Source organism: Psychrobacter sp. M9-54-1, assembly GCF_016613355.1.
Lineage (GTDB): Bacteria > Pseudomonadota > Gammaproteobacteria > Pseudomonadales > Moraxellaceae > Psychrobacter > Psychrobacter faecalis.
The window spans coordinates 1-16880 of the sequence record NZ_JADGFW010000002.1; the positions used below are offsets into that span (position 1 = coordinate 1).

Genomic DNA, 16880 nt, shown 5'->3' on the forward strand with positions numbered 1-16880 from the left:
GTTACAATGTGGCTTATCCCGAACTGGGGTTATTAATAAGTAGTCATTTAAAAATAAACATATATTGCTTTGATGACGAAATTAGCCTATGATGTAACCAACTTAATACAATTAATATAAACATTTATAAATCAATAATATAACAAGCGGATTTGCTATCCTCAAACGTCTTGTCAGTATTTTTTATCGAAAGTTAGTATGGTTGTCTTAGCTACATTTACCTGAAAATAGGGAGAAGCTGATTGTCAACAGTCAATGATTCGACAAATCCAGTAACGCCAGATCTCTGCCAGCTTGTATATCTGAGCCACATTACGTCGACTGGTCTTGCAAGTGCGAGTACGCTTAATGACATCGCAGAGGTCGCGATTGAGCGTAATCAAGCCGATAACATTACCGGTATCCTTTGCTACGGCAACGGCTACTTTTTCCAATGTGTAGAAGGGTCAGAACAAGCATTGACCAATCTGAAAAATCGCTTGTTGGTCGATGATCGACATAAAGATTTAAAAATATTGGATTTTTCGGCGATTGCTGAACGCCGTTTTGCGGGTTGGTCGCTACGCTCGATCACTCTTGAGCGCTGGATGATGAATGAGCCAAAGCTAAAATCTTTTATGCCATTTAAGCCCCATACTTGGGAAGTTAATGGCTGGCAGCAATTTTTAGATATTCTGCAAGGTTATTATGAAGATCAAGAAAAGACTGGTGAGCTTGATACCCAGCCGATAAAATACAGTACGCTAGGGGTGACCTTAGGTAAAGTCGTCGGTCAGCATCAAGCGTTTTTCTTAATTCAAAGTGTCTTAGCGGGCTTAATCGTGTTGGCGCTGCTTTGGTTGATGTTAGCCGATAAGATTTGGTAAATTGTTGTAAATAATTAGCGCATAGATATTTAAAAAGCCAGCATTCAGTGCTGGCTTTTTGCTGCGAGAAAATAATATAAATCACGCTCGCTTTATTTACGAGTATTTATAAATATTTATCAAAGACAGATATAGTCAAAATATTCTAAAAAAGCTACGGTACTGCTGATATCAACTTTTCTTGCTTGCTGTGCTTGCGCAGACAGAGGCTACAAAAAATTGATATCAGCAGTACGTGATGTATCAATATTAATTTTCACTCACTATAGATATTCGTGAAAAACAAATAGGCATAAAAAAACCCCACTCATATTTCTATGAGCAGGGTTTTGCTGGTGCGCTTATCAGTCTTATTGATGCTGTACAGCAAGTTTGCTAATAAGTGACGCCAAATAGTGGCGTCCCCAGGGGGATTCGAACCCCCGTTACCGCCGTGAAAGGGCGGTGTCCTAGGCCTCTAGACGATGGGGACTAGTAACAACACTTCAGCTGCTTTCACCATTTATGCCGAAGTGGTGCGTATTTTAATGGCGACCGCGCTTGCTGTCAAGCCTTTTTCGACGTCTTTTTGAAATTAAGTATCTTTTTTTAAGCGCACGCCGTGGATGTAGGTCTTTTCGCTTTAAATGATGCCGAATCCACAACGACGTACAAGCGCTAATGGTTAACGCCAGTAGCATGTAACCGATAATGGTTGCCCATAATTTAACCTGTGGTTCCATAGCAAAGTCCCTTTTTGTTAAGCTCACCTAATCCATAATAGGTGATTAGCTATAGATAACACTATTCATTGAGTTTAACAATGCAAAGGGCGTATGCTTTATTTTACTTGGTGTCGTCAGCGTTGCTATCGACAGTGCTGTTAGCGGCTGTCTCAGTATTTTCCTGCTCGTTATGGATAGCATTCGCGAGCATCGGGTAGCTATTTAAAATATGACAAAACAATTCAGCCGTCTTTTGGGTATCATAGAGCGCTGAATGCGCATCATTACCATCAAAATCAAGCCCAGCAGCCTTACAAGCACGCGCGAGTACAGTTTGTCCGAATGCAAGCGCAGACAGCGTCACGGTATCGAAAACTGAGAAGTTGTGAAACGGATTATGGTTTTTGCTGTTGGTACGCAACACTGCCGCATTTAAAAACGCTAAGTCAAAATGGGCATTATGGCCAATCAAAACGCATTGACGGCAGTCTTCAGCGCGGCGTACTTCTTTTAAGCCTTTAAAAATACGGCGCAGCGCCGTTTTTTCATCTTCAGCAATGGCTTTACGCAGTGGATTATTAGGATCAATACCGGTAAAGGCAAGCGCGCTTGGTTCAAGATTTGCGCCTTCAAACGGCTCGATATGGGCGTTAAATGCCTCACCTGGATAAAATACACCCTGCTCATCAAGTAGTACAGGAATACAAGCAATCTCTAATAAGGCGTCGGTTTGCGCATTAAAGCCTGCGGTTTCGACATCGACGACAACAGGTAAAAACTTACGAAAACGCTCTTTTAAGCGCATGGGTGCTTGTTCATCTGTTGCGCCGTTACTATCGGCAGTAGCGCTTGAACTTGAGGTAGTAGTAAGACAGGCATTTTCCGTATTAGTCAAATTGTTTCTAGGTAAGCCGGCATCATTTTGAATGGTCATATCAGGTTAAATCGCTTTTATCAGTCGTGCTGTGGTATTGAATGAAATAAACAATAAATACCCTATGATAGGAGGTTTACTTTTGCTAAGCGAATTGGCGTTTTAGCAAAAGTGCAGACCTAGCATAGGATAGAAATAAATGCAGGCAGACAATTTTACATTGTCGCTATTAAGCTTTAATAGACCAAGGTAACGTCTCACCAGCCAATAGGGGCGTTAACGACGCGCCATCAAAATAAGGGTAATTGTTCGGTACTTGCATCGGCGTGTTTATCAACGTGATGGTACTCTCATTTACTGGCAAACCATAGAACTGGGCGCCAAAGCGGCTGGCAAATCCTTCTAGTTTATCGATTTTACCTACGCTATCAAAAGCAGTGGCGTATAGCGGCAAGGCATTAGCAGCGCTATAGCAGCCGGCACAGCCGCAAGCCGATTCTTTTGCGTTCGTTGCATGCGGCGCCGAATCTGTGCCTAAAAAGAATTTTGGATTGCCACTGGTGGCGACATCCAACAATACTTTTTGATGGCTTTCACGCTTTAAAATAGGCAAGCAGTAAAAGTGCGGCTTGATACCGCCAACCAATAAATGATTGCGATTAAACATTAAGTGCTGCGGCGTAATGGTAGCAGCCACTTGATTGCCTTGCTCTAAAACAAAATCGGCGGCATCACTGGTGGTGATATGCTCTAGCACAATTTTCATCGTCGGGAATTTAACGATGATTTGCGCCAACACTTCGTCTAAAAAGCGCTTTTCACGGTCAAAAATATCGACATGATCGTGCGTGACTTCGCCATGGAGCAGTAGTGGTAGATTGTATTTTTCCAGCGCTTCAAAGACATCAACACAAGCATTGATATCAGTGACGCCGTCGGCAGAGTTGGTCGTGGCGCCAGCTGGGTAGAGCTTGACCGCTTGCACGATACCAGATTTTGCTGCCATTTCGATATCCTGAGCGGTGGTTTGATCGGTGAGATACAAGGTCATGCGTGGGTCAAAAGCTGCTTTACGCTCCGCACTCAAATCGCTTGCTTCTAAATGCTGCAGGATACGCTCACGGTAGGCTTGCGCCGCATAGATATTTTTAACAGGCGGTACCAAGTTTGGCATACAGATAACGCGGTTAAAGCTTTGGGCGGCGTGCGGAACGGTAGTCGCCAACGCTTTATCATCGCGCAAATGAATATGCCAATCATCTGGCTGCAGCAGGGTTAATTCTCTAATCGAATCGGTCATAGTATCTTCGCGCTCTATATCTTTATACGGCAGTAAAAGGGAGTCTAGCTGAGCTGCTATCATAACAGATTTGCCTACTTGACTAAATATGCGGCGAAATATCTGTACATAAAAGCGTTATGATTTCGTTGATAAGTAACCAGCGCCTATGTATGCATTTATACTAATTATCGGTGAAAACCTAGCACCGAATGGCGCTGATACTTTTGCCGCTCGTAAATATGATGTACACTGAGCAGGCAATCTATTTTTTATTTCTTTCTTCCTATCCTGCGCATTTTTATTTCTCATTAAATGTATTCGATAATAAATTCTTATATTAGGAGTTATTCATGGCTCAGCTTGATCCAAAAAATATTAATAAAATCGTCTTGGCCTATTCCGGCGGTCTTGACACCTCAATCATCGCCAGATGGCTACAAGAAACCTATGATGCAGAAGTGATTACGTTCACCGCTGACATCGGTCAAGGTGAAGAAGTTGAGCCGGCGCGTGCCAAAGCTGAAGCGATGGGTATCAAGCATATCCATATCGAAGACTTACGTGAGGAGTTTGCCCGCGATTATGTGTTCCCGATGTTCCGCGCCAATGCCATTTATGAAGGCGAGTATCTGCTCGGGACTTCTATCGCGCGTCCTTTGATTGCTAAGCGTTTGGTTGAAATTGCTAAAGAACATAACGCCGATGCTATCAGTCATGGTGCGACTGGTAAAGGTAATGACCAAGTACGTTTTGAGCTTGGTGCCGTTGCTTTATCACCTGACGTGGTCACCATTGCGCCGTGGCGTGAGTGGGATTTATCAAGCCGTGAAAGCTTGATGAAATATGCCGAAGAACATAATATCGCTATCGATTATGCCGGCAATAAGAAAAAATCTCCGTACTCAATGGATGCCAACTTACTGCATATCTCTTATGAAGGCGGCATCTTAGAAGACCCATACGCCGAAGCAGAAGACGATATGTGGCGCTGGTCAGTCAGTCCAGAAGAAGCACCTGACGAAGCGCAATATCTAGAATTAGAATACAAACAAGGTGATATCGTTGCCATCGATGGCGAAGCGCTTAAGCCTTATGAAGTAATGATTAAGCTGAATGAGATTGGCGGTAAGCACGGTATTGGCCGTTTGGATATCGTCGAAAACCGTTATGTCGGTATGAAATCACGCGGCTGCTATGAAACCCCAGCCGGTACCATTATGTTAAAAGCCCACCGCGGTATCGAATCATTAACCCTTGACCGTGAAGCGGCGCATTTAAAAGATGAGCTGATGCCACGTTACGCTAAAATTATCTATAACGGCTATTGGTTTAGCCCTGAGCGTATGATGTTACAAGCCTTGATTGACAAATCACAAGAATATGTCAACGGTACCGTACGCGTCAAATTATACAAAGGTGCGGTTAGCGTCGTCGGCCGTAAGTCAGATGATTCATTGTTTGATGAAAAAATCGCCACTTTTGAAGATGATGCCGGTGCTTATGATCAAAAAGATGCCGAAGGTTTCATTCGTTTAAATGGTCTACGTTTGGCGATTGAAGCCAGCCGTGGTCGTGATTTATCGAAGTAAAAGATTCTTTACACTGTGTTAGATAAACCATAAAAAAAGGCGCTAATAAGTTAGCGCCTTTTTTTTGGTTTTTTTAAGGGTTGTTCGACTATTTTCGTCTACTTCAAAACTTATCTATGAATTATTCTTTTTGAGCCGCTTCTTTGGTTTCTTTAGCACCATCTTCATCGTCTTCCATCATAACAATTGCCACATCCTGCTGTTGGCGCTCCTTTATAAGGTCTTGCTCGATGACTTCTTCTGTTGCCAATTTGATACCGTCAGATTTTTGGTTTTGATATTTAAGTGCCGCTAGTCCGCCAAGTACACCAATAACTGCAATAATTATTAGGATAACGGGGTTTTTCCAAAGTGGTATAGGTGCGTCGTATTCAATCGGCTTTTCACTGGTGGTGGTCGGCGTATTGTCGTTATTACCGCCAATTAGACCTAAGCTTACCAAAGGTGGTTTTGGTGCGCTGGCAGGCTCGGAGGTAATTCTTAGGCGGTTACGCTGCAAATATATTTCTGAAATTTTCGCCAGTTGCAACAGCCAACGCTGGTGTGGCAAGCTTATGGCCGACATTTCGGCAAACACCAATAAGTCATTATGTTTGCCTTGCTGAGCATTCGCAGGTGAGCGCCCAATGACCTTTAAATAATTGCCCGTCGCTAGCTGCATGTCTTGGACAGGCTCATGGTTTTCAGGTTTAAATGTCGTCAACTCGTGCCAATAAGGATCAAAAGCGGGCGGGGTATCAGCGAGCTGCGCTGTGCTTAATAAAGTGCGTTCTGTGGTGTTTCTTACTTCTGTCTCTACATCTACTTTTAAGTCTGACTGTAAAGCAGTTTCTGTAGAAGTGGTTGTTTTTTCATTCTCATTAGGTTCAGCCCGCTTGGTAGATTCTAACGCTGGTTTATTGGCCACAAAGCGCTCGACGGATAAAAACTGCGGCTGCAAGGCGAACCATTTGTCCAGCTCCTCATTATCAAGCTGGCTATATTCTGCTAAAATCGCCAGTTCACGTAAGACAATCACGCATAAAGAGGTGAGTAGTATTTGCACTTGCGGTGACGTCGCCTCAATGCGCTCTGCAATGTAATCACTGGCTTTGATCACGCGCGCATTCTCATGAAAAATCGCATCGGCCACCTCTTGGCGATAATATAAAGTCGCATTGATGGTCGAAAAATTCATTGAATTATATCGTCTTAGTTCTTTGACGGCGGTACGAGTAAACAGTTTTTTACTCACTGCTTGGCCATCATTATGCTGCTGATAAGCAAGTAAGGCGCTGATAATCGCTTGCAAACTGGCATCCATCGCCAAACGCGCTTGCGGTAATGACAGCTTAGCCACGTCTGCCAATAATGACACCATCGGCTTGGTATCTTGATAGAGAAAATCATACATCGACACACGTGTCGGTGAAATAGTCGTCATAATCTGCTAGCATCAAAAAGTGTGCCCCTATATTACGGTGCCAAAAGCCTTGATACAATCCCTTAATAATAGAAAAACGCAAACATTTCGCTCACTATTTACTCTCAACGCAGTTGATAATAACCGCTGTAGATTTATGAGCGCTGGAAAATCTTATGACAAATAACGAAAGCTTTACCGAAGAGTTTAACGAAAATTCTGATGTGCGACTGGTTATTAACATTGCTCAGCAAACGTTAACGCTATATAAATACGATAAAGGAATGACTCAATATACGGTATCGACCGCTAAAAACGGTATTGGCAGCCAGCAAGATAGCGGCTGCACACCCCTTGGTAAGCACATTATCGCGGCAAAAATCGGCGGCAATGAACCCATGAACGCGGTATTTGTGGGACGCAAACCGACAGGCGAGGTCTATAGTGCAGAGCTTGGTAAACTGTATCCAGAGCGCGATTGGATATTAAGCCGTATTTTATGGTTACGCGGTCTTGAAGAGGGGTTGAATAAAGGCAGTAATGTTCACGGCGGCTGCGATACTTATCAGCGTTATATTTATATTCATGGCACACCAGACAGCGAACCAATGGGCGAGCCGCTCTCTCACGGCTGTATACGGATGCGCAATGAGGATATTTTGGAGTTATTTGAACAAGTGACCGAGGGCACAACTGTGACCATTATTGCTCGTTGATATTTACTCGAAAACACTACGCTTAAAAAACATCATGCTTAAAAACATTACGCATAAAAAAAGACAACGTACCTGATGGTCGCTGTCTTTTTTTTGAATTATGTAAAGGTTAAGTTAATTATAAGTAAGATACAGGGTCAAAAAGCCAGTTTTAGTTTTTATTACCAGAACTTATCCGAAGATTTAAGCTTAGCTAAGCGTTTTTTAGACTTTTTCTGTGTATCTATTAAAGAAGCATTCAACCAGCCTGCGCCGTACAAGGCATTCGAGTCTGTGCTCGCTTTATATTGATAGCACTGCTGATAATAATTGGTATCAAGTTGTTGCCTAAGCGCTTGCTGTGCTTTTACGAGACGCTTTAGGAAGCGCTTACTTTTCTTTTCAGACTTTTTAGTGCTAAGCTTTTTATTTTTGAGATTTTCATTGTTGATTAAGGGTGCTGCAAATTCACTAACGTAGCGCAATTTTTCAAGCTGTCGGTACAGTTTATACTGGGCTTGTTTTTCGTCCTTGGCTGGCAAATCTATATCCTTCGTCTGCAGACTTTGCGGCTCTCTACTTTCTAAATTAACGCCTTTTGATTTAACGCCTTCTAAGTTAATACTTTCTGAACTCACGCTCTCCAAATTGACACCAGTTAAATCTTTGCTATCCGCGTTAGCATTCCTAGCTTCATGGAGCTTACTCTCAGCTTTCAACAATTTTTTATAACGTTTGTCCAATGTTTTTCTAAGCTTATGAGCGGCGCGTTTATTCGCCTGTGGTTCAAGGTTGGGGTCACTCATGGTAAAGGCTATTAGCTCAAGCAACGTCAGTTGTAAATTATTGGCACGTACCGCATCGATAGGAGTGATTTTCGCCGCTTCAATTTCTGCCGACCAATCAACGCTTGGTGCCTCATGCGCTTGTAAGTAGGGCTCGATATGACTGGCAAGATAAGCAAGCTTGCGATAATCAGCCAGTAAAGTCGCTGTTTGTTTAAGAATAATCACCCAGTCAGGATTGAGCTCATCGGAGAAGCCTTTAAATAGCTTAAGCGCGGTACGTAAGCGCTGAATGCCGTTATACAATTGTAAAATATGCTCATTGTCCGTACTGCCTGCGACGATGGCGCTACTATTGGGTAGTATTTGCAATAGGCAATTATGTACGACTGCCCGTATAAATGCCGGCCTGCTGCTGTCTTTATCGACAGGTAATGCGCTAAGATTGGCGCTAACCGCTCGGCTATGTTGTTGCCCCGTAATTAATAAGCCACCGCGCTCGGCTTTGGTCACTGTAGACAAGCAGAGTTTATGGCGCTGACACCAGGTTTTGGCAGTCGTAAATAAAAAATCTACATCGCCTGATATCAGCTCAAACTCGATTTCTTGAATACTATCGCGCTGAGTATCATCTCTACCGTGGATAATCGCTCCGCAGTCGTATGCCATTTCAATCTGATTGCTGCTGTCCTTGTCGCTATTATCTGTGAGCAATCGCGTTATACGCTCGACATCGGTGACATATAAGCGGGTGAGCGTTTTGGCCAGTTTCGTTAATTTAAATGGTTCTAGAGCAGGGGCGATGGAAGTGTCTTGATAAATGCTCAAATCAGGCATGAGCGTATTGGTGTCCAACATGGCTTGGACTTGTTGGGTATCTAGTACCGCATTGTGCTCTAAACGCGCTGCAATACCGTCGCCACCCGCTTTGATGGTCTGCACCCACGCATCGCCTTCCTGACGAATACGTAAGCCAATACCCGCCTTAGCGAGCTGCTGATCGGGAGTGTCATAATAATGCGCGGCCAGCTGCGTAAGCTGTGAGGATTTAATATTCGCTTGGCGCATCAAACCTTTTAGGCGCGATTCTGGTACTAGAAACTTCAGCTCTATCTCTTGCATGATGGCTCCCGATTATAGTTATGAATGGTTAGTAATACCTGTTAAATAATTACCATCGTATGAAAGCTATCGAACAATGACAAGTAAAAGTTTTACTTTGGCTGATTAGCGGATACTAGGGCGTGTTCCCAGTTCAATCGATAGACATCTAAATGTGCTAAAAATGGCTATTTAATAACGCTATCGTTTTATACAGGGAAATTATTTAAAGCCAAAAAAAACCGCCCTACAAGGTAGGACGGCTTTTTATAACGGCTACTTATAAAATATAACTATAAGTGAGCGATTATTAGAACTGGTTCATGGTGTTTTTGCCACCACCAGCTTTAAGAGCGTTTTCACCAGAGAAGATTTCTTTGTGATCATCGCCAAGGTCAGAACCCGCCATTGCTTGGTGTTTAACACAAGCGATGCCTTCACGGATTTCTTTACGTTGGACGCCAGCTGCATAAGCAAGCATACCTTCTTCACCGAAGTAGCCTTTAGCAAGTTCATGAACGCTAAGTGCAGTGGTGTGGTAAGTCGGTAGCGTGATTAGGTGATGGAATACACCCGCTTCGCGTGATGCGTCACGTTGGAAGTTCTTCGCAGCGATATCAGCAGCTTCATCAAGCTCAGTACCGTCGTAATCAGCACTCATCAAGTTGTCTTTGTTGTAGCTTGATACGTCTTTGCCTTCTTCTTCCCACTGAGCGATAACTTGCTTACGGAAGTTTAGCGTCCAGTTGAACGATGGGCTGTTGTTGTATACAAGCTTCGCTTTTGGCTGCTCTTCTTTAATACGGTCAACCATCATTTTGATGTGTTCTACGTCTGGAGTAGGTGTTTCGATCCATAGTAGATCAGCACCGTTTTCTAGAGCAGTGACACAGTCAAGTACGACGCGGTCGATGTTGGTTTCTTCACGGAACTGATATAGACCGTTAGCTAGACGCTTAGGACGAACCAATTTGCCGTTGTGCTTAAGAAGGCTGTCATTTTCATTAGCTTCTTCGATGGTCACTTCTTCCATTTCTAGGAAGTCGATATATTGAGAAGCAAGGTCGCCTGGCTCATTTGATACTGGGATTTTTTGCGTGAGTGATGCGCCCTCACTATCAGTACGAGCAACGATAATACCGTCTTCAACGCCCAATTCTAGGAATGCATAACGAATCGCATTGATTTTTGCGATGTAGTCTTCATGCGGTACGGTTACTTTACCCGCTTGGTGACCACACTGTTTTGCGTCAGACACTTGGTTTTCAACTTGGATAGCACAAGCACCGGCTTCAATCATTTGCTTAGTTAGCAAGTAAGTCGCTTCTTCGTTACCGAAACCGGCATCGATATCAGCAATGATTGGCACAACGTGTGAATCGAAGTTTTCGATTTTTTCTAGGATAGCTGAAGTGTCTTGACCCGCTTCTTCTGCAGCGTTTAGCTCACGGAAGTAGTCGTTTAACACTTTAGCATCAGCTTGACGTAAGAAGGTGTAGATTTCTTCGATTAGTTTAGGCACAGACGTTTTTTCGTGCATAGATTGGTCAGGTAGAGGACCAAACTCAGAACGCAGAGCAGCAACCATCCAACCTGATAGGTAGATGTACGTTTTAGCGGTAGTGCCAAAGTATTTTTTCTTAGCGTACATAGTTTGCTGAGCAACAAAACCGTGCCATGCACCTAGAGATTGCGTGTACTGAGACGTATCATTGTCATAATCTTCCATGTCTTGACGCATGATTTTTGCAGTATACTTGGCGATATCTAAACCAGTTTTGAAACGGTTTTGCATCATCATACGTGCGGCATCAGTCTCGCTGATATTCTGCCAGTTACCGTGCTTTTGCTTTAGTTCACGTACTAGATCAATCGCTGATTTATATGCAGTTGACATCTATAGTCTCCTTGGTGGGGTGGGGATTAAAGGGGATGTAAATTACTTAAGTAAAATATGCAGATAAGTGTTGCTGGTAAAATGATGTTTCTTGAAAAGAAATACATTGGCAAAAGTAAAGTTCGGGATATAAACCTTTTGCCTGAGCAATCTTTACTAAACTATAAGAAAATGATTATAAAAGCAAATAAAACCTGTCTTATTGGTCAGCTTTTATTTTTTAGATTTAATTGACGCTGTTTTAGTTAAGATGTGCTTGCCAGTTAAACCACTTATTACCCTAAAACGTATATAGTATCAATTCAAGCCTAAAAACTGCCGCGAGCAAAACGCCAAATTTATAAAAAACGGCTGGCATAATAAAGCTTACGCAATAAGCTTTCTGACCATCTTTTAGTATAAAAATGCGATAAAATAGCAGCCATCATTTAATCATTAAAAGCCGTGCTGATGACATAAGATTTAAAAATGACTTATCAGCGCTTGCTAAGCACTATAGCTAGGTTACCCTGATTTATCTAGTTTATGAATATTATCTTGGGTATTTCATTTGGTTATAGTATAGATATAACAATGGCTTGAGCAGGGTAAACTGGGGTATAATAAGCATATATTAAAATTATTTAGTTAGAAAAACGCTTGATTTAAGCAGTCGAAAAACAATTTTGCAAAATAATAGAACGGAAGATGCCGCGCTTTTTTAAGCTTATGGTGGCATTTATTCTACGGTAAAGAGAAATAGATATGAATTTGCAGCGGGTTGATTTGAATTTGTTGGTACATTTAGATGTACTACTGCGTGAAAAAAACGTCACACGTGCAGCTGAGCAGCTCGGCATTACCCAGCCGGCGATGAGTAATATTTTGCGGCGCCTACGTAAGTTATTTAATGACCCGTTATTGGTGCGCTCATCGGAAGGTATGACGCCGACCGAGCGCGCGCTTGAGCTGCAGCCACGTATTCGTGAGATATTAGCAGATTTGACGCAAGTGCTTGAGCCGCGTACCGAGTTTCGCCCTTATAGTACCTCGCGCGTTTTTCGTATCATGACCTCAGATTATGCTGAGGCGACTTTGGTGCCAAAACTGGTCAAAGCACTACGCTCTGAAGCGCCCAATGTGATTTTGGACTTCCTGACGCCCTCTGATGTTTCCTACCGTGATATGGAGCAAGGTCGCGTAGATTTAGCGATTAACCGTTTTAATGAGATTCCGCAAAGTTTCCACCAAGTATTGGTTTGGCGCGATACATTTAGCTGTTTGTTATCCGCTGAAGGGCCATATGCCAATCGTTTTAATTTAAAAAATTATCTCAAGGCGCAGCATGTTTGGGTGTCCAAAACAGGTATGGGCGTTGGCTTTGGGGTCAATCCAGAAAAATCAGGTGGGCTCGGTTCTATCGATCAGGCATTGCAACGCCTAGGTCAAAAACGCCAAATCAGCGTCTTTACCCGTCACTATCAAATGCCAGCGATGCTTGCCGCCAATAAAGACTTGATTGCGACCTTGCCGACGCGGGTGGCGAGAATGCAGGCCAATAATGACAGTATCATTATGGAAGAGCCACCATTCTTTATCCCTGAGTTTGAGCTGACGATGGCGTGGTCACCATTGTTACAGCATCACCCAGCGCATCGTTGGTTACGTCAGCTGATTATGCATGTAGCACGGCAAGTAGTCGCCGAAGAAGAGAATCCGCCACCAGAGATTCCAGTCATTAACCATTTGTTTTAGCACAACTTTTAAAGAACCAGCGCATGTATCATGGGCTAGTTTTTTTATTGCCTCTATTTTTTAGATCAACCTTTTTTAATTTAAAAGCTCCTTAACTCAAAAGATTCTCTAAATTTAGTTTTTTTAAATAAAGCCAGTCTTTATAAGGGTGTCACATTATTAACATCTTAAGCACACTTCTTCATAACTTGTAAAACTATAACCAATGCATTTTGCTATGCTAGAAAGACATTAAGAAAAAAGACAACTAAAGCGAGCATTGTTAAGTAATTCGATAATATCGACACACTTAACGATAGAGTATTTCTTAGTCATCATGGCTCGTTTAATAAGTATCCATTACATAATAAGCAAATAAATAAGGACAATTATCATGGCAGATATTACCACTGTGAATCCAGCAACGGGCAAAGACATTAAAAATTACACTTATATGAGCGATGATGAAGTGAACAAAATCATCGATGCCTCGCACGAAGCGTTTTCAAAATGGCGTTTGGTTGATGCCGATGAGCGCGCCAAAGTCATTAACTCGATTGGCGAGACGCTAATGAAGTATAAGGACGAGCTTGCGAAGCTAATGACTGAAGAGCGTGGTAAGACCTTAGAGGCAAGCTTAGCTGAAGTAGATTTATGTAAAGCGATTTGTGATTTTACGGCGAGTGAAGGCGTTGCTGCTTTAGCTGACGATGAACGCGATATCGAAGGCATTAAAAAAGGCCTAATCAGCTATGACCCTATCGGTATTATTTATGGTATCCAGCCGTGGAACTTCCCAGCTTACCAAGTATTCCGCTATACCATTGCTAACTTGATGGCCGGTAACAGTATCCTGCTTAAGCACGCATCCAACGTGACTGGCTCAGGTCAATTGATTGAAAAAATCATGCAAGAATCTGACTTACTAGAAGGCTTATTCCGTGCCTTGATTATCAATCATGATCAATCTGAAAAAGTGATCGAGCACGAAAAAGTACGCGGTGTTACCTTAACGGGTAGTGATGTCGCTGGCCGAGTAGTGGCGCAGCAAGCGGCCAAAGTACTGAAAAAGACGGTTATGGAACTTGGCTCGAATGATGCCTTTATTGTGCTAGAGGATGCCGACTTAGATCTAGCAGCAGCGACCTGTGCCCATGCACGTTTATACAATAATGGCGAAACCTGTATTGCCGCCAAACGTTTTGTCGTCGTCGATAGCGTGTATGATAAATTCCGAGATTTAGTGATCGAAAAATTCAACAGCTATAAAGTTGGCGATCCAATGGAAGAGTCGACTGACGTAGGTCCGATGTCGAGTAGCAAACAACGCGATACTTTGCACAAGCAAGTGCAAGAAAGCGTGGATAAAGGTGCGACCATTACGATTGGCGGCGAAGTACCTGATAAGCCGGGCGCGTTTTATCCACCAACGATTTTGGAAAATATCAAACCCGATCAACCAGCTTATAAAGATGAGTTATTTGGTCCTGTTGCCGCGCTTATTCGTGCCAAAGACCAAGACGATGCTTTCCGCATTGCCAATGACAGTCGCTATGGTCTCGGCGGTGCTATCTTTTCAAAAGACGAAGAGAAAGCGATTAATTTAGCCCAGCAGCATTTCGATACGGGGATGGTTTACATCAATGGCTATAATTTGGTCAATCCAGGTCTGCCATTTGGTGGCGTGAAGGATTCAGGCTATGGCCGTGAACATGGTGGCTTTGGTATCAAAGAATTTGTCAATATTAAAGCAGTACATGTGGTTAATAAAAAGCCTGCTTAATTATTAAAGTGTTTTAGACTGTTAATCTTAGATACCTCGTTATTCAGTAACGAGGTATTTTTTTTGCTATTGCTATATAGTCAAAATATCCTAAAAACGCGACGATATAAGCAGTGCGTGATGTATCGATATTACTTTTCACTCACTATATATTATCTTTGACTTAAGCATAAAAAAGCAGAACCCGTTATGGATTCTGCTTTTTAGTTTATTAGAAAAGCTTAAACATCTAACCATAGCTTTAGCGGTAAAGCCGGTAGATAAGATGAATTAGTATCCTCATGCGGATTACCTAAGTCAATAATACCCTTAGCAATCAGCAATAGGGTCCACGGTAAGAGTTGATGCTCCGCTTTTTGTACGCGTGCTTGCAGGCTATCCGCAGTGTCTTTGTAATTGACTTCAAGCAGCGATTGGGTCAACACAGCACCGGCATCAAGCTCGGCGGTGACCACATGAATACTACAGCCATGATGGCGTTCGCCCGCTTGTATCGCACGCTGATGGGTATCTAGGCCCTTATAAGCAGGCAGCAAAGCAGGGTGCAGGTTAATCATGGGCGCAGGCGCATTATCGATAAATGAGGCGCTTAACACGCGCATAAATCCTGCAAGCACAGTCACATCAGGCTGCCAAGTGGTTAATTGAGCATTAGCATGGGTTTCAAAGGTTTTGATCCCCATGCGTTTGCCGCTAGTAACGTGAGATAAGACGGCGACTGGAATAGCAGCGTCATTGGCGCGAGTAATGGCATAAGCATCTTCGCGATTACTGATAACGCCAACAATCTCAATCGGTAGCGCGCCAGCTTGCATGGCATTAATCAATACTTGCAGGTTGCTACCACTACCAGATACCAAAACAGCGACGCGTAACGGTTTAGCGGATTGCTTTGCCATGCTTTTTAAATTGTCGTCTGGCATTAACGGTACACCACGGCGTCCGCTTCACGGCTAACCATTTCACCCAATTTCCAAGCTTTTTCGCCTGCATCATTTAAGGTCTTGATAGCCGCTTCTGCTTTGTCTTTAGGTACAACGATGACAAAACCGACGCCGCAGTTAAAGGTGCGGTACATCTCACTTTGCTCGATATTGCCATGGGTTTGTAGCCACGTAAATAGCTCTGAGAACTGCCAGCTGCTCGTATCAATACTAGCAGCTAAATTATCTGGTAGTACACGTGGCAGATTATCGGTTAAGCCGCCACCAGTAATATGTGACATCGCATGTAAGGCTGAGCTACCAAGGCTATCTTGCAAGGCTTTAATGGCTTTAACATAAATACGTGTCGGTGCCATCAGTGCATCCTGAATAGGCTGACCATCTAATTGCTCATCGCTTGTCGTGACATCAATACCGCTAACTTCGATGACTTTACGTACCAATGAGTAGCCATTAGAATGCGCGCCGCTTGAAGCAAGGGCAATCAATACATCGCCCTCGCTGACGTTTTCACCGGTGATAACTTCCGCTTCTTCGACTACGCCGACACAGAAACCGGCTAGGTCATAATCATCATCTTGATACATGCCCGGCATCTCAGCGGTTTCGCCGCCAATGAGCGCGCAATTTGATAATTTACAGCCTTCGCCAATGCCCGTGACAACAGTTGCCGCGACATCGACATCAAGCTTGCCCGTTGCATAATAATCTAAGAAAAATAATGGCTCAGCACCGCAAACCAATAAATCATTGACGCACATAGCCACCAAGTCGATACCGATGGTGTCATGACGGTTTAATTGCAAGGCCAATTTAAGCTTGGTACCGACACCGTCCGTACCCGAAACCAACAACGGTGAGGTATAACCAGTCGGAATACGACAAAGCGCCCCAAAACCGCCAAGTCCGCCCACAACCTCAGGACGAGAGGTGGCTTTTGCCACTGATTTAATACGTTGCACCAACGCATCGCCGGCATCAATATCAACGCCAGCATCTTTGTAGCTTAAAGAAGGCTTGTTACTCATGGTCATCTCACAAATTTTATAAGGAATGAAGGTCGGTCAGTAGAAAAGCGGATCGGTCGTGTTAATTTTGCAGATAGTGCGCGCATTATACCCAAAAATGACCCTTAGCCGCAAAGCAACTTACCAATATTTGGCGGATATTTGCAGAAGAGAGCTAATAAAGCCGTCTTAGGTACAATAAAAAATTAAGAAACAAAAAATGACTGATTTTTTGTTC

At 43.2% G+C, this 16880-nt stretch carries 12 protein-coding genes and 1 tRNA gene; 5 read left to right on the plus strand and 8 right to left on the minus strand.

Annotation, left to right across the window (positions count from 1 at the left end):
* Nucleotides 1-242: 242 nt before the first annotated feature.
* Nucleotides 243-866, plus strand: coding sequence for a BLUF domain-containing protein (locus tag IQ457_RS00380; protein ID WP_102077240.1), 624 nt, complete (start codon nucleotides 243-245; stop codon nucleotides 864-866).
* Between the two features lie 396 nt (nucleotides 867-1262).
* Here IQ457_RS00380 and IQ457_RS00385 read toward each other — a convergent pair.
* From IQ457_RS00385 to pyrC, 3 genes are all read right to left on the minus strand, one after another.
* Nucleotides 1263-1338 (minus strand) — tRNA-Glu (locus tag IQ457_RS00385).
* Between the two features lie 353 nt (nucleotides 1339-1691).
* Complete coding sequence (gene rnt / locus IQ457_RS00390) at nucleotides 1692-2375, minus strand: ribonuclease T (protein WP_200661684.1); 684 nt, start codon at nucleotides 2373-2375, stop codon at nucleotides 1692-1694.
* Nucleotides 2376-2673: 298 nt separating this feature from the next.
* A complete protein-coding gene (pyrC, locus tag IQ457_RS00395; protein ID WP_200661685.1) occupies nucleotides 2674-3744 on the minus strand; it encodes a dihydroorotase in 1071 nt (356 codons plus the stop codon).
* A gap of 332 nt (nucleotides 3745-4076) precedes the next feature.
* Here pyrC and IQ457_RS00400 point away from each other — a divergent pair, with 332 nt between their 5' ends.
* Nucleotides 4077-5315, plus strand: coding sequence for an argininosuccinate synthase (locus IQ457_RS00400; RefSeq protein WP_068407105.1), 1239 nt, complete (start codon nucleotides 4077-4079; stop codon nucleotides 5313-5315).
* Between the two features lie 121 nt (nucleotides 5316-5436).
* Here IQ457_RS00400 and IQ457_RS00405 read toward each other — a convergent pair whose 3' ends face one another.
* Nucleotides 5437-6738: a hypothetical protein gene (locus IQ457_RS00405; RefSeq protein ID WP_200661645.1), complete on the minus strand. Its 1302-nt coding sequence runs from the start codon at nucleotides 6736-6738 to the stop codon at nucleotides 5437-5439.
* Between the two features lie 155 nt (nucleotides 6739-6893).
* Between IQ457_RS00405 and IQ457_RS00410 the strand changes: the two genes are divergently transcribed.
* Nucleotides 6894-7433, plus strand: coding sequence for a L,D-transpeptidase (locus IQ457_RS00410; protein ID WP_068407100.1), 540 nt, complete (start codon nucleotides 6894-6896; stop codon nucleotides 7431-7433).
* A gap of 161 nt (nucleotides 7434-7594) precedes the next feature.
* On the opposite strand, the gene IQ457_RS00415 is transcribed toward IQ457_RS00410, so the two are convergent.
* Together IQ457_RS00415 and IQ457_RS00420 are read right to left on the minus strand one after the other, a co-directional pair.
* On the minus strand, nucleotides 7595-9319 hold the full coding sequence (locus IQ457_RS00415) for a CYTH and CHAD domain-containing protein (protein ID WP_200661646.1): 1725 nt from the start codon (nucleotides 9317-9319) through the stop codon (nucleotides 7595-7597).
* A gap of 289 nt (nucleotides 9320-9608) precedes the next feature.
* Nucleotides 9609-11195, minus strand: coding sequence for an isocitrate lyase (locus IQ457_RS00420; protein ID WP_102077245.1), 1587 nt, complete (start codon nucleotides 11193-11195; stop codon nucleotides 9609-9611).
* 744 nt (nucleotides 11196-11939) lie between these two features.
* Between IQ457_RS00420 and IQ457_RS00425 the strand changes: the two genes are divergently transcribed.
* Together IQ457_RS00425 and IQ457_RS00430 are read left to right on the plus strand one after the other, a co-directional pair.
* Entirely contained in the window at nucleotides 11940-12929 is a 990-nt protein-coding gene (locus IQ457_RS00425; RefSeq protein ID WP_068407091.1) for a LysR family transcriptional regulator, read from the plus strand.
* A gap of 373 nt (nucleotides 12930-13302) precedes the next feature.
* Nucleotides 13303-14691, plus strand: coding sequence for an NAD-dependent succinate-semialdehyde dehydrogenase (locus IQ457_RS00430; protein ID WP_200661647.1), 1389 nt, complete (start codon nucleotides 13303-13305; stop codon nucleotides 14689-14691).
* A gap of 221 nt (nucleotides 14692-14912) precedes the next feature.
* Here IQ457_RS00430 and purN read toward each other — a convergent pair whose 3' ends face one another.
* Both purN and purM read right to left on the minus strand, forming a co-directional pair.
* Nucleotides 14913-15614 (minus strand): phosphoribosylglycinamide formyltransferase, encoded by a 702-nt coding sequence (gene purN / locus IQ457_RS00435; protein ID WP_242465298.1) that lies wholly within the window; start codon nucleotides 15612-15614, stop codon nucleotides 14913-14915.
* Complete coding sequence (gene purM, locus IQ457_RS00440; protein ID WP_200661648.1) at nucleotides 15614-16663, minus strand: phosphoribosylformylglycinamidine cyclo-ligase; 1050 nt, start codon at nucleotides 16661-16663, stop codon at nucleotides 15614-15616. Before purM ends, purN begins: the two co-directional genes overlap by 1 nt.
* Between the last annotated feature and the right edge of the window lie 217 nt (nucleotides 16664-16880).

Coding starts and splice junctions, on each gene's coding strand:
- rnt (WP_200661684.1), bottom strand. CDS start 2,375: ATGCGCTTAAAAGAGCGTTTTCGTAAGTTTTTACCTGTTGTCGTCGAT.
- pyrC (WP_200661685.1), bottom strand. CDS start 3,744: ATGACCGATTCGATTAGAGAATTAACCCTGCTGCAGCCAGATGATTGG.
- IQ457_RS00400 (WP_068407105.1), top strand. CDS start 4,077: ATGGCTCAGCTTGATCCAAAAAATATTAATAAAATCGTCTTGGCCTAT.
- IQ457_RS00405 (WP_200661645.1), bottom strand. CDS start 6,738: ATGACGACTATTTCACCGACACGTGTGTCGATGTATGATTTTCTCTAT.
- IQ457_RS00410 (WP_068407100.1), top strand. CDS start 6,894: ATGACAAATAACGAAAGCTTTACCGAAGAGTTTAACGAAAATTCTGAT.
- IQ457_RS00415 (WP_200661646.1), bottom strand. CDS start 9,319: ATGCAAGAGATAGAGCTGAAGTTTCTAGTACCAGAATCGCGCCTAAAA.
- IQ457_RS00420 (WP_102077245.1), bottom strand. CDS start 11,195: ATGTCAACTGCATATAAATCAGCGATTGATCTAGTACGTGAACTAAAG.
- IQ457_RS00425 (WP_068407091.1), top strand. CDS start 11,940: ATGAATTTGCAGCGGGTTGATTTGAATTTGTTGGTACATTTAGATGTA.
- IQ457_RS00430 (WP_200661647.1), top strand. CDS start 13,303: ATGGCAGATATTACCACTGTGAATCCAGCAACGGGCAAAGACATTAAA.
- purN (WP_242465298.1), bottom strand. CDS start 15,614: ATGCCAGACGACAATTTAAAAAGCATGGCAAAGCAATCCGCTAAACCG.
- purM (WP_200661648.1), bottom strand. CDS start 16,663: ATGAGTAACAAGCCTTCTTTAAGCTACAAAGATGCTGGCGTTGATATT.